The organism is Pseudomonas sp. PSE1(2024), assembly GCF_050990555.1.
GTDB classification, from domain to species: Bacteria; Pseudomonadota; Gammaproteobacteria; order Pseudomonadales; family Pseudomonadaceae; genus Aquipseudomonas; species Aquipseudomonas aphyarum.
In genome coordinates this window covers 4,981,015-4,994,631 of the sequence record NZ_CP158967.1, presented here as the reverse complement: position 1 = coordinate 4,994,631, position 13,617 = coordinate 4,981,015, and the positions used below count along the sequence as shown (strand labels likewise).

The window sequence follows — 13,617 nt, the reverse complement described above, 5'->3', positions numbered from 1 at the left end:
CTTCAAAACCATTGTGCTGGATGTGAGCCCAACTCGGTCGCCGGCAATGCCCACTGCAACGGCGTTCCTGCGATGCGAAGCGGCGCTTGTAGCCGATGCGCCGGCCCCCAAGGTGTCTGCTCCACCAGCGAGCTTTGATCCTGTGGATTTTCCGGACGCAACGTTTCATCCGTCCCAGCCCCACGCTCAACCAACAACTTCGCCGTCCGCGCCAGCGACAACCGTGCCGATCCACTTCGACCACTGCGCAACCGTTCAGCCAGCAACCGGATCACACTCGCCGCCATCAGATACCCCGTCGCGTGATCCAGCGCCTGCACCGGCAGTGGTGTCGGTTTGTCCGCCTGCTTCCAGCGCTGTCCGGCCTTGGCGATTCCGCTGCTCATCTGCACCAGACTGTCGAAGCCCCGACGGTTCTGCCACGGGCCGCTCCAGCCGTAGGCGTTGAGGCAGACGTCGATCAGCCCCGGCGCCAGTTGTCGGCGGCGTTCGACGCCGAAGCCGAGATGTTCAAGGGCGTCGGCGCGATAGCCGTGCAGCAGAATGTCGGCATCCTTGAGCAGGCTTTCGAACACTGCGCGATCTGCCGGCGCATGCAGATCCAGTCGCGCACAACGTTTGCCGAGGGTCACCTCCGGCACCACGCCGGGTTCGCTCCAGGTCGGCGGGTCGATGCGCAGCACGTTGGCGCCCAACCCTGCAAGAAAACGGCTGGCGGTCGGGCCGGCCAGTACGCGGGTCAGGTCGAGCACCTTGAGTCCGGCCAATGGCCGCGCCAACGAGCCTTGCCATGATTGATGACTTTCTTCTTTCCCGTCACTGAAATGCACCAAGGGTTCGGCATTCACCGCCAGCCCTTGCGGATGTTTCTGCCACTGTTCCCAACTGCGCATTTCAGCCGCACAACCCTTGGCCTCGACCACCGCTTGCTCCAGATCGGCACTGGCCCATTGCGCGACTTTCGCCGCCATCGCCGCGCGGTCGGCACAGGCGCCGAGCACGCGTTCAGCGGCGGCGCGGTGATGCGGGGCGTTGGTGTGCAGGCGGATCCAGCCGTCTTTGGTCGCGTAGTCACCGGCCACCGGATCCCACAGTGGCGGCACTTCCCAGCCGATCGGTCGCAACGACGTGGCGAACCAGAACGAGGCGAGTCGGCGGTCGACTTCTACAGTGGGCAAGTGGCCGGTTTGCTGCTGAAGGAGTTCGGCGACGGCTTGCCCGGCAGCGGCAATGCTCGCGCAGGCAAGGTCGGTGACGGCAAACGCCGAAGGCAGGGCGCCCTCGGCAGTGAACGGAATCGGCATGGTGGACAAGCCGAGCGCGGCTTGAATGGACGTGAGCAGATCAGTCATCGAAGGCCCTCCGGAAGAGGGCCTGATCATAGAACAGATGACGAGATCGTTCCCATGCCCTGCGCGAGAATGCCTCAAGGGCTGTTCCGTGTTCCCCTGTTCAGGAGCTGGACGCGGAGCGTCCCGGGCTGCATTCCCACGCTGAGCGTGGGAACGATCAGCGGTCGGGGGGAGGGGAGGTCAGACGCGGAACTGATCCATCAATTTCATCTGCTGGCTGGCGAGGGCGTTGAGCTGGCTGCTGATCGCCGCCGATTCGGTGGCCTGTTCGGTCAGGGTTTCGGTGACGGTACGGATCGCCGAGACGTTGCGGTTGACCTCTTCGGCAACGGCGCTTTGCTGTTCGGCGGCGCTGGCGATCTGCAGGTTCATGTCGCTGATCACGGTGACCGCGTCGCTGATCTTGCCGAGGGCGTCCACGGCCTGGCGGATCTGCCCGGCGTTGTTGTGGGCCTGGGTCTGGCTCGAGTGCATGGTCGCGACCACGCCACGGGTGCCGGTCTGGATGCGCTCGATGACCACGCGGATTTCTTCCACCGAATCCTGGGTGCGCTTGGCGAGGTTACGGACTTCGTCGGCCACCACCGCAAAACCACGACCGCTTTCACCGGCACGGGCCGCTTCGATCGCGGCGTTCAGCGCCAGCAGATTGGTCTGTTCGGCGATGCTGCGGATCACTTCCAGCACCGAGCCGATCTGCTCGCTGTTGACCGCCAGCTCTTCGACTTCGGTCACCGCTTTGCTGACTTCGTCCGCCAGCTGATTGATGTCACGGGTGCTGCGTTCGATGATCGACATCCCGTCCTTGGCCGACTGGTCGGCGCCTTTCGCCGCGTTGGCCGCATTCGAGGCGCTGTTGGCGACGTCGTGAGCGGTGGCGCTCATTTCGTTGGAGGCGGTCGCCACCTGATCGATCTCGCGGAACTGCACCTGCATGCCTTCGCTGGTCTGGCGGGCGATTTCCGACGACTGATCGGCAGTGCCACGGGCTTCGGTGATGCTCTGTTTGATCTGGGCGATGGTCGGTTGCAGCTTGTCGAGGAAGCGGTTGAACCAGTTCACCAGTTCGCCCAGTTCATCCTTCTTGGTGTAGTTCAGGCGCTGGGTCAGGTCGCCTTCGCCGCTGGCGATGTTCTTCAGCATCTCAGCGACGCTGTTGATCGGACGGGTCACGCCAGACGCGGTGAGCCAGATCAGCAGCAGGCCGATCAGACCGGCGATCACTGCAACTGCGAGTGCGGTAATGGTGCCGGTTTCCTGCGCATCGTCGAGTACGGCTTGCAGCTTGACCGAGTCGGCCAGCAGCACTTGTTTCGGCAGGTCGATGACAACGCCCCAGGCCCGGGAATTGCCGATCGGATCGACCGGGTACACGGCGCGGATCAGGTCGCCCTGTTCGAGAATCTTCGGCGTGCCGGCGCTCAGCAGTTGCAGGATGTCCTTGCCTTCGGCGCCGAGGGTTTCGGCGATGCCTTTGCCGACCTTGGTCGCGTCGGTGCTATAGGCGCCAAGTACGCCGCTGCCGGAGACGATCAGCATGTGCCCGGCACCGTTGAACAGTTCGCGCTGGGAACCCACGGCCGCCGCTTGCAGCGCATCGAGGGCGATGTCGATGCCGACCACGCCGATGGCCTTGCCGTCCACCAGTAGCGGCACGGAAATGGTGGTCATGAGCATTTCCTTGCCGCCCACGGTGTCGGCGTAAGGGTCGAGCAGGCAGGTGCGCTTGTTGTCGCGAGGGCACGTGTACCAGCTGTTATAGGGCGTGCCGCTGAGGCTGAGGGTGGTCTTGGTCATGTCTTCTTCGACCATGATCGTGTTCAGCGCAGAACCGGCGGCGCGGCTCCAGTAGGTGGCGAAGCGCCCGGCTTCGTTGGACTGGCGGGCGGCGTCGTTGACGAACTCGCTGTCCTTGCCGTCCAGCCCGTTGGGTTCGAAGGCCAGCCAGATGCCGAGCACTTTACTGTTGCGCTCGAACGCGGTCTTCAGGCTCAGGTTCAACTCTTCACGCAGGGCGCCGGCGTCCAGCGAACGCTTGGCGGCCATGGCGCGCATGTCCTTGATCTGGTCGGCCAGTGCGGTGATCACCAACAGGCTTTCGCCGAAGGTTTTCTGCACTTGCACCGCCTGCTCGGCCGCCTTGGCCTGCAGCAGATCCTGCACGCTGGCGGTGAGCATCTTGCTGCTCGACTGGCTGACCAGTTCGTCGTTCTGGTTGGTCTGGTAGATGTTGATGCCGACGATCAGCGCGACTACGCCGAGCAGGCACAGGCCGGACAGCAGGACGATTTTCAGGCGGATGGACAGAGAGTCGAACATGGGACGTTCTCGCGAATGAATGAACTGTTGGCTACGGGGCAGGGGAGGTGCCCGGTTCGCCAAATCCATTCAGCGCCATTCAATGCACATCGGCGCGGGGCGAGGGCGCATGAGCGGCATGCCGACGAACGGTCATGGCTAAACGTTTGCGCGGGTAAAAGCCCTGAAAACAAGGGAAAAATCAGGAAATCTTCGGCAACGCTTCCGGTCGTGACCAGATCCACAGGTTGCCCATCGCCATCCCTGCAATCGCCAGATAAATCGGCCAGCCGTGATCGAGCATCACCAGCATCAGCGTGGCACACAGCAGCATGCTGACGGTGGCGCTGACCTTGGCCTTGCGGGCGATGATCTTGCCGTTGCGCCAGTTGCTCAGGATCGGCCCGAACAGCCGATGGTTTTCCAGCCAGGCACTCAGGCGCGGCGAACTGCGGGTCGCAGCCCAGGCGGCGAGCAGGATGAACTCGGTGGTCGGCAGGCCGGGCACGACGATGGCGATCAGGCCGATGCCGAGACTGACATAGGCGAGCAGACCGAACAGCAGGCGGGCGAGTCGGGAGGAGGCGGGTTGGGGCATGGGCTCGGGGGAATGCGTGAGGCGAAATGGCAATCTTACAGACTTGTGCAGCTCCCTGTGGGAGCGAGCTTGCTCGCGAAAGCGGTACGTCAGTCAACGATGATGTTGAATCTGGCGGCCTCTTCGCGAGCAAGCTCGCTCCCACAATGGGCAGTCGGTGTCGCTTCAGGCCGGTTCGGCTTCTGTGGCGTAAGCCTGTTCCAGCAGCACGGTGAAGCGATTGAACGCGTCAATCGCGCCTTGCTCCACTTCGGCTTCCTCTTCAGCGCTGAATTGCAGCGAATCGAGGGTGCGCACAAAGCTCTTCCAGCCTTCGGCGCGACCACCTTCAGGCTCGCCCAGATGACGGGCGCCGAAGGTTTCGCTCAGCTCCAGCGCAACCGCACGTTTGATCAGGAACGCGGCGCCGAGCTTGGAACCCTCGGACACGAAGATCCAGCCCAGGGCGCGGGCCTTGCTCGGGTTTTTCACCGCGCCGGCGACTGGCGCAGGCACTTCGGTGTCGAGGTCGGCGAGGTCGGCTTTTGCCGCTTCGGCGCGGCAGCGGGCCGGCAGGTCAGGGACGATGGCGGTCAGTTCGGCATCGTTGTACAGCGACACCAGCTCCGACTGGAACAGGTACTGCGCGACCACGAAACGGGCGAAATTGGCGCGGGTCTCGAACGGCGCATGGGCCTTGACCAGTGCATCGAGCTTGCTGTGCGGCTCGTGGGTGATCTGGTTCAGGCGTTGCGAACGCAGGGCTTTTTCCGGGGTGCTCATGAGATGTCCTTGAAAAGAAGAGGCGCTTGATAACAAGACGTACGGGCAAGCGCCGGACAGTAAAAAAACCTCACGGCGCGGCAATGCATGCGCGCCGTGAGGTCATCCGGATCAGATATCCCAGACCAGATTGATCGCGAAGTTGCGACCCGGCTGGGTCAGGCGATCGAGGTTGGCCGGTTGTGTCACCGACGCTTCGCCGACGCTGTCGTAACCGCGCACGTCATCCCACAGCCAGTATTTCTTGTCGGTCAGGTTGTAGATGCCGCCGCTGACGGTGACGTCGTCGGTGACCTTGTAATAACCGGCCAGATCGAGAATGCCGAAGCCCGGCGACTTGAACTGGCTGCTGACGCCGTCCGGCGACTTGAAGTTGCTGTCGTCGACGCGATCCTTCTTCTTGACCACGGTCCAGCTCAGCAGGCCGCCGTAGTTGTCCTGGTCATAACCGAGGCCGAACACGCCGGTCAGCGGGTTGACGCTGTTCAACGGCTCGCCGTTGTCGTTGTTGCGTCCGTAGGCGTAGGAGATCGAACCCTGGGTGTACAGGCCTTGCGGCGCACCGAAGGAATCCAGGTTCAGGCGACCTTTGACTTCGGCACCCTTGATGGTGGCGTGCTTGATGTTGCTGGACTGGAACGTCAGCTCGCTGTAGCCCGGGGTGACGGCGTCTTCGTTGATGAAATCTCGGTACTTGTTATAGAAGACCGCCACGTCGAACGAGCCTTGCTCGAAGTTGCCGCGCAGACCGGTTTCATAGCTTTTGCTCTTTTCCGGTTCCAGGTCCGGGTTCGGCGCCACGTTGTAGCCGGTGGTGCTGTTCTCGAAGCGGCCGTACAGCGCTTTCGCGGTCGGGGTGCGGAAGCCTTCGGCGTACTGACCGTACCAGGTGTAGTTTTCGGTCAGGGCGTAGGTCAGGCCGAATTTCGGCGAGACTTTATGCCAGGTCTTGTTCTCGTCGCTGACCGTGCCGTTGCCGTCAGCGGCCACGGTGTTGAGGAATTCCTGGGTGATGTGCGGCTTGAGCTGGGTGTAGTCGTAGCGCAGGCCCGGCAGGAAGGTCCAGTTGTTCCAGCTGATCTGATCCTGAGCGAACAGGCTGTAGGTATTGATGGTCGGGTCCGGGAAGTCGCTGGATTTTTTCAGCACGTCGGCCGCGCTGGTGGCGCCGATGGCGGTGCAGCCGCGACCGACCGCCAGGCATGTGCCGTCGCCGCTGCGCGAGCCGGTGACTTTCTGCTGCTTGATGGTGGTGCCGTAAGTCAGTACGTGATCGGTCGCGCCGATGCTGAAGGCCTTGTCCAGTTGCGCGTCGAAGACCCACTGTTTCTCTTCGTAGATCGTGTCGCGGGTGCGCAGCACTTTACGGGTGATCGGGTAGTAGAACTCGTCGGTGCTCTGGTCGGTCTTGGCAGTCTGGTGGTTGAGGCTCCACTTCACGTTGTCCGCCAGCAGGCTGTTCAACTCGAAGCTGTGCTCCAGGCCGAAACGCTCGCGGGTGATGGTGTCGTTGCCGGTACGCCACTGGTACATGCCGCCGGGCAGCACGCTGTTCGGGATCGTCGGGGCGCCGTTGAAGTACGGGCCGCCGTAGGCGCTTTTCTGATCGGTGTCGCGATCATCCTTGTACTTTTCGTAGGTCAGGCCCAGGCGCGAACCTTCGTTGTAGTTCCAGCCGATCTTGGCCAGCACGTTGGTGGCTTTCACGTCTTCCGGGTTGGCGGCGGTGCGCTCAAGGCCGGTGCCGTTGTTGCTGCCGTAGGAATCGGTTTCGTGGCCGTCGCGCTGGCTGTAGTGCAGCAAACCGTCGAACTGGTCGGCGCGACCGGCGACGGTGGCGGACTTCAGCCAGCTCTCGTCGGCGGAGCTGTAGCCGGTTTTCAGGCGGGCACCGACGTCTTTGCCGGGCTTGATGATGTCGTCCGGGTCGAGGGTGTAGTAGCTGACGGCGCCGCCGATGGCGTTGCTGCCGTACAGCACCGAGGCCGGGCCGCGAAGAATTTCGACGCGTTTGACGATTTCCGGGTCAACGTAATTGCGCTGAGTCTTGGCGTACGGACCATTGAAGAAACCGTCCGGCACTTCGACGCCGTCGACCTGAGTCAGAATCCGGTCGCCGTCGATGCCGCGAATGTTGTAGCCGCTGATCCCGCCACGCTGGCCGGCGCCGCCCACGGATACGCCCGGCTCGTAGCGCACCAGATCCTTGATGGTGTTGACGTTGTTGCGGTCCAGATCCTGACGGGTCTGCACGGTGACGGTGGCCGGCACGCTGTTGATCGACTGTTCCTGACGGGTGGCGCTGATGGTCACCTGATCCAGGTTAAGCGCGCCGCTGCTGGCGCGTTTTTCCAGCACGACGTTGTTGTTGCTCAGTTTGCGGAAGCTCAGGTTGGTCCCCACCAACAGGCGCTCCAGGGCTTTTTCCGGTGGCAGCGAACCTCGCACGCCCGGCGACGACACGTCTTGACCCAGTTCCGCCGGCAAACCGACCTGCCAGCCGGTGACAGCGGTGAACGCGTTGAGCGCCGACACCAGCGGCTGCTGGGCGATGGCGAACGAGTAGTCGCCCATGTTGCGCGTCGGCTGTTCGGTGGCGGCCATCAGCGGCGCGGTGCCGGCCATCAGGATGGCAGCGGTCAGCAGCGACAGTACGCGGGAAGGGGAAGAAGTCTGGCGGGTAAGGCGTGAGGACATCGATAGCGCTCCGTGTCGCACGAATCTTTATAGGTGCTGATTGATCTCGCGAGATGCGAATCAATTGCATTGGCTATAACGAGACGAACGAGCTTTGGCTATCGAGTAAAAATAATTCTCATTTAGTTCAGAATCACCAGCGCCGGGAATTCCTGAAGCTTGGCCGAGGTGATGTGAGCGAGCGAACGCACCACGTCCAGCGGCTGGTCGAGACGGTAATTGCCAGTGACGGCGACGTCGGCCAACTGTTCGTTGGTGTTGATGATGAAGCCCGGATAGTAACGGCGCAGTTCGGCCAGCACCTGATTCAGCGGGCAGTTCTCGAAGATCAGCCGACCCTGCACCCACGCCAGATCGGTGGCGGCGTCGACCTTGGCCGGACGATCAAAACCGTTGGGGCCGATGCGAATGCTCTCACCGGCAGACAGCCGCACCCGCGCATCGTCACGGGTCGCACGCAGATCGACATCGCCACGCTGCACCCGCACCTGCGCCACGCCGTCCAGATAACGCACGGCGAATGCGGTGTCGCGCACGCTGGCTTTCACCGGGCCGGCATCGATTTCCAGCGGCTGGCTGCGGCTGGCCGGGATCTCGAAAAACGCTTCGCCCTGATACAGCCGCGCGACTCGCTGCTGATCGTTGATGGTGCTGGAGAACGCGGAATTGGTGTTGAGCAGGACTTTCGAGCCGTCCTCAAGCTGCAGACGCTGACGCTCGCCGACCACGGTCAGGTGATCGGCCTGCAAACGCATCGGCAGGTTGCTGAAACTGAACAGCCCGAGCAGCAGAACGGCGGCGGTGGCCAGCGGTTTCCAGTGCGGGCGCAGACGAGTGAGGACGGTGACTTTCTTCGGTTGTGCGGCGAGGGTCTGCGCGCACTGGGCGATCTGCGGGCCGTCCCAGATTGCCTGGGCCTTGGCGAACGCCTCGGCATTCAACGGATCGGCCGCCAGCCAGGCATGGAATTGCCGGGTCTGCTCCTCGTCCGGACTGCCGAGCACGATGAGCCAGTCCAGAGCCTGGTCCATTGCGCTTGCGGCGTCCTGCGCCGATGAAGGCGAAGGGGAGCGGTGGATGTCCGTCACGGTGTTTCCTCGGCAGTGTCTGTGCACGGCTGTTTTTTTAGTGAAGCGTAAAAGTCGGGCAAGGGTAACAAAGCCCGCTGATCAGTGCAGTCGATCCTGAGTTTTACAGAAAAGCCCTAAGGCATCAGTCGCTGTTCAAGCGCTCGGCGACACCAATGCAGATGGTCATGATCAGTTTGAGTTCTTTCTGCACCGTGCTGAGGGACACGCTCAGTTCTTCGGCGATTTCCTGATAGCTGTGCCCATGCAGGCGGCTGAGGATGAAGATTTGCTGTTGGCGGGGGCTGAGTTCACCGAGGCTCACGTTCAGGCGCTCCAGCAATTGTTCGGCGTGGGCGGCATCTTCGGCGCTGCTGGCAGGGGCGGCGACGCTGTGCACCACGTCCTGCGGCACGTCGTCGACCATGGTGCGCGAATGAATCTTGCGCGCACGCAAATGATCCAGCGCCAGGTTGCGCGCGGTCTGGAAGACAAAGGGTTCAAGGTGATCGATGGCCCGTTCGCTCAGCGCCCGGGTGACGCGCAGGTAGGTTTCCTGCAACAGGTCTTCGGCGGTGCTGTGGTTGTTGACCATCCGTTCCAGGGTCCGCAGCAGCGAAGTGCGCTGGGCGAGGAAGACGTGGTTGAAGTGTGATTGACTCACGGGAAGACCTGATCCATTTCGAGCGAATGATAATGCTTATCATCCGCCCGAGTGGTCAAGTGTTGATTTGTCAAAGGTTGGTAAAGCTTTTGCCCGCTCACAAAATGGCGGCAGCGGTTTTATTCCGCGTTGCACAGCGCCAGGCAGTTATCGAGCATACGGTTGGAGAAGCCCCACTCGTTGTCGTACCAGGCCAGCACTTTCAGCAGTTTGCCGCTGGCTTTGGTGTGGTTGGCGTCGAAGATCGACGACAGCGGGTTGTGGTTGAAGTCGCTCGATACCAGCGGCAGGGTGTTGTAGCCGAGGATCTTCGAATGCTGGCTCGCGGCTTTCATCAGTGCATTGACTTCATCGGCCGAGGCTTCGCGCTTCAGTTGCACGGTCAGGTCAACCAGCGACACATTGATCACCGGTACGCGCACGGCCATGCCGGTCAGCTTGCCCGCCAGTTCCGGCAACACCAGGCCCACGGCTTCGGCGGCGCCGGTCTTGCTCGGGATCATGTTCTGGGTGGCGGAGCGGGCGCGGTACGGGTCGGTGTGGTAGACGTCGGTCAGGTTCTGGTCGTTGGTGTAGGCGTGGATCGTGGTCATCAGACCGCTTTCGATGCCCAGTTCGCGGTGCAGCACTTGCGCGACTGGCGCGAGGCAGTTGGTGGTGCACGACGCGTTGGAAATGATCTGGTGCGACTGACGCAGAATGTCGTGGTTCACACCGTAAACGACGGTGGCATCGGCGCCTTTGGCCGGGGCCGAGATAATCACTTTGCGTGCGCCGGCGGTAATATGCGCGGCGGCTTTGGCCCGGTCGGTGAACAGACCGGTGCATTCGAACACCACATCAATCTTTTCCGCGGCCCATGGCAGGTCGGCCGGGTTGCGGATGGCGCTGACCGAAATGCGGTCGCCGTTGACGGTCAGGCTCTCGTTGTCATGAGCCACTTCGGCGTCGAATGTGCCATGAACGGTGTCGTACTTGAGCAGATGCGCATTGATCGCGCTGTCGCCCAGATCGTTGATGGCGACGATCTGCAAATCCTGACGATAGCCTTGGGTATACAGTGCGCGCAGGACATTACGGCCGATGCGGCCAAAACCATTGATTGCGATTCGAAGAGTCATTGAACAGCGCCGCCGTCGTTTTGTTGTTGGAATTACAAGATTATTCGCATAAAAATAGAAAACAAGCCTTTTTAGTGGCAATATTTTGTTTTATCTACAACGAGTGACCTGAATCAACTGGTCCGAATGATCAAGAAAACCGTTCGTCATCCCACGCGAACGGGCTTTTGATCAGCATAGACAATCAGGTCGCCACATCCGTTAGCCTGGAGTTCTACACATGCATCCCCGCGTTCTTGAGGTCACCGAACGGCTTATCGCCCGCAGCCGCGCCACGCGTCAGGCTTACCTTGCGCTGATTCGCGGCGCTGCAACTGACGGGCCGATGCGCGGCAAACTGCAATGCGCCAACTTCGCCCACGGCGTGGCCGGGTGTGGCAGCGAAGACAAGCACAGCCTGCGGATGATGAACTCGGCGAACATCGCAATTGTTTCGTCATATAACGACATGCTTTCGGCGCACCAGCCGTATGAAGTCTTCCCGGAACAGATCAAGAACGCCCTGCGCGAAATCGGCTCGGTCGGCCAGTTCGCTGGCGGCACGCCTGCGATGTGCGACGGCGTGACCCAGGGCGAGCCGGGCATGGAGCTGAGCCTGCCGAGCCGCGAAGTGATCGCGATGTCTACGGCGGTGGCGCTGTCCCACAACATGTTCGACGGCGCGCTGATGCTCGGCATCTGCGACAAGATCGTGCCGGGCCTGATGATGGGCTCCCTGCGTTTCGGTCACCTGCCGACGATTTTCGTCCCGGGCGGGCCGATGGTCTCGGGGATTTCCAACAAGGAAAAAGCCGACGTGCGGCAGAAGTACGCCGAAGGCAAGGCGACCCGCGAAGAGCTGCTGGAATCGGAAATGAAGTCCTACCACAGCCCCGGCACCTGCACGTTCTACGGCACCGCCAACACCAACCAGTTGCTGATGGAAGTGATGGGCCTGCACTTGCCGGGCGCCTCTTTCGTCAACCCGAACACGCCGCTGCGTGACGCCCTGACCCGCGAAGCCGCGCACCAGGTCACGCGCCTGACCAAACAGAACGGCAACTTCATGCCGATCGGCGAAATCGTCGACGAGAAGGCGCTGGTCAACTCGATCGTCGCGCTGCACGCCACCGGCGGCTCGACCAACCACACTCTGCACATGCCGGCCATCGCCATGGCGGCGGGCATTCAACTGACCTGGCAGGACATGGCCGACCTCTCCGAAGTCGTGCCGACCCTGAGCCACGTCTATCCGAACGGCAAGGCTGACATCAACCACTTCCAGGCGGCGGGCGGCATGTCGTTCCTGATCCGCGAACTGCTGGAAGCCGGCCTGCTGCACGAAGACGTCAACACCGTGCTCGGCCACGGCCTGAGCCAGTACACCAAGGAGCCGTTCCTCGATAATGGCAAGCTGGTGTGGCGCGAAGGCCCGACCGACAGCCTCGACGAAAACATCCTGCGCCCGGTGGCCCGTGCGTTCTCGGCAGAGGGCGGCTTGCGCGTGATGGAAGGCAACCTCGGTCGCGGCGTGATGAAGGTGTCCGCCGTCGCGCTGGAAAACCAGATCGTCGAAGCACCGGCCATGGTGTTCCAGGATCAGCAGGATCTGGCCGACGCTTTCAAGGCCGGTCTGCTGGAGAAGGATTTTGTCGCGGTGATGCGCTTCCAGGGCCCGCGTTCCAACGGTATGCCGGAACTGCACAAGATGACGCCGTTCCTTGGCGTGCTGCAGGATCGCGGCTTCAAGGTGGCGCTGGTGACGGACGGGCGGATGTCCGGCGCATCGGGGAAAATCCCGGCGGCGATTCATGTCAGCCCCGAGGCTTATGTCGGCGGCGCTTTGGCGCGCGTGCAAGAGGGCGATATCATCCGCGTCGATGGCGTCAAAGGCACTTTGGAACTCAAGGTGGACGCCGCCGAATTCGCAGCGCGCGAACCTGCCAAAGGCCTATTGGGCAACAACATCGGCAGCGGTCGCGAACTGTTTGGCTTCATGCGTTTGGCCTTCAGCTCGGCGGAGCAGGGCGCCAGCGCCTTCACTTCTGCCCTGGAGACGCTTAATTGAAACTGGCTTTGGTCGGTGACATCGGAGGCACCAACGCGCGGTTTGCGTTGTGGAAAGATCAGCAGCTCGAATCGGTTCAGGTGCTGGCCACGGTCGACCATGCCAGCCCGGAAGAGGCGATCAGCCTCTACCTGAGCGGGCTCGGTCTGGCGCCGGGTGCCATCGGTTCGGTGTGCCTGTCGGTGGCGGGGCCGGTGAGCGGTGATGAATTCAAGTTCACCAACAACCACTGGCGCCTGAGCCGCAAGGCGTTCTGCCAGACCTTGCAGGTCGAGCAGTTGTTGCTGGTCAACGACTTCTCGGCGATGGCGCTGGGCATGACCCGTTTGCAGCCCGGCGAATTCCGCGTGGTCTGCGAAGGCACGCCGGAGCCATTGCGCCCGGCAGTGGTGATCGGCCCGGGCACTGGTCTGGGCGTCGGTACCTTGCTTGATCTGGGTGAAGGGCGGTTTGCCGCGTTGCCGGGCGAGGGCGGCCACGTCGATCTGCCGCTGAGCAGTCCGCGTGAAACCCAGCTCTGGCAACACATCCACAACGAAATCGGCCATGTCAGCGCGGAAACCGCGTTGAGCGGCGGCGGCTTGCCGCGGGTCTACCGGGCGATCTGCGCGGTGGATGGTCATGAACCGAAACTCGATACGCCGGAAGCAATCACGGCGGCGGGACTTGCAGGCGACCCGATCGCCCTGGAAGTGCTGGAGCAGTTCTGCTGCTGGCTCGGTCGCGTGGCCGGCAACAATGTGCTGACCACTGGCGGCCGTGGCGGGGTGTACATCGTGGGCGGCGTGATTCCGCGTTTCGCCGATTTCTTCCTCGAAAGCGGTTTCGCCCGCAGCTTCGCCGACAAGGGCTGCATGAGCGATTACTTCAAGGGGATTCCTGTGTGGCTGGTGACGGCGCCGTATTCCGGTCTCGTCGGTGCAGGAGTCGCGCTCGAACAGGAAGGCTGAAGATCGTTCCCACGCTCTGCGTGGGAATGCAGCCCGTGACGCTCCGCGTCACTGGACGCGG

The 13,617-nt window shown here is 62.3% G+C and carries 9 protein-coding genes and 2 pseudogenes; 2 read left to right on the top strand and 9 right to left on the bottom strand.

Translation table 11 applies throughout. From position 1 onward, the window contains the following. Positions 1 to 2: 2 nt before the first annotated feature. The 9 genes and pseudogenes from ABTV87_RS22680 to gap all read right to left on the bottom strand — a co-directional run bounded on the left by ABTV87_RS22680 (position 3) and on the right by gap (position 10,559). Positions 3 to 1,352, bottom strand: coding sequence for a CoA transferase (locus ABTV87_RS22680; RefSeq protein WP_433898395.1), 1,350 nt, complete (start codon positions 1,350 to 1,352; stop codon positions 3 to 5). Positions 1,353 to 1,532: 180 nt separating this feature from the next. Then, positions 1,533 to 2,060: pseudogene (locus ABTV87_RS22675) on the bottom strand (methyl-accepting chemotaxis protein); the annotation flags it as partial. Positions 2,061 to 2,438: 378 nt separating this feature from the next. Beyond that, a pseudogene (locus ABTV87_RS22670) lies at positions 2,439 to 3,398 on the bottom strand (PDC sensor domain-containing protein); the annotation flags it as partial. Between the two features lie 454 nt (positions 3,399 to 3,852). Continuing rightward, on the bottom strand, positions 3,853 to 4,248 hold the full coding sequence (locus ABTV87_RS22665) for a YbaN family protein (protein ID WP_433898394.1): 396 nt from the start codon (positions 4,246 to 4,248) through the stop codon (positions 3,853 to 3,855). Positions 4,249 to 4,413: 165 nt separating this feature from the next. Further along, positions 4,414 to 5,010, bottom strand: coding sequence for a biliverdin-producing heme oxygenase (locus ABTV87_RS22660; protein ID WP_085709644.1), 597 nt, complete (start codon positions 5,008 to 5,010; stop codon positions 4,414 to 4,416). 111 nt (positions 5,011 to 5,121) lie between these two features. Next, complete coding sequence (locus ABTV87_RS22655) at positions 5,122 to 7,707, bottom strand: TonB-dependent receptor (protein WP_433898393.1); 2,586 nt, start codon at positions 7,705 to 7,707, stop codon at positions 5,122 to 5,124. 122 nt (positions 7,708 to 7,829) lie between these two features. Then, positions 7,830 to 8,795 carry a FecR family protein gene (locus ABTV87_RS22650; RefSeq protein ID WP_433898392.1) on the bottom strand — a complete coding sequence of 322 codons (966 nt, stop codon included), beginning with the start codon at positions 8,793 to 8,795 and terminating at the stop codon, positions 7,830 to 7,832. 124 nt (positions 8,796 to 8,919) lie between these two features. Further along, the gene (locus ABTV87_RS22645; protein ID WP_192562156.1) at positions 8,920 to 9,438 is read right to left on the bottom strand and encodes an RNA polymerase sigma factor; all 519 of its coding nucleotides are present in this window, start codon (positions 9,436 to 9,438) and stop codon (positions 8,920 to 8,922) included. A gap of 119 nt (positions 9,439 to 9,557) precedes the next feature. Then, positions 9,558 to 10,559, bottom strand: coding sequence for a type I glyceraldehyde-3-phosphate dehydrogenase (gene gap, locus ABTV87_RS22640; RefSeq protein WP_085689348.1), 1,002 nt, complete (start codon positions 10,557 to 10,559; stop codon positions 9,558 to 9,560). 220 nt (positions 10,560 to 10,779) lie between these two features. On the opposite strand from gap, the gene edd reads away from it, so the two are divergent. After that, entirely contained in the window at positions 10,780 to 12,606 is a 1,827-nt protein-coding gene (gene edd / locus ABTV87_RS22635) for a phosphogluconate dehydratase (protein WP_085606582.1), read from the top strand. Next, positions 12,603 to 13,556, top strand: coding sequence for a glucokinase (locus ABTV87_RS22630; RefSeq protein WP_433898391.1), 954 nt, complete (start codon positions 12,603 to 12,605; stop codon positions 13,554 to 13,556). The genes edd and ABTV87_RS22630 overlap by 4 nt, the downstream gene beginning before the upstream one ends. Positions 13,557 to 13,617 lie beyond the last annotated feature (61 nt).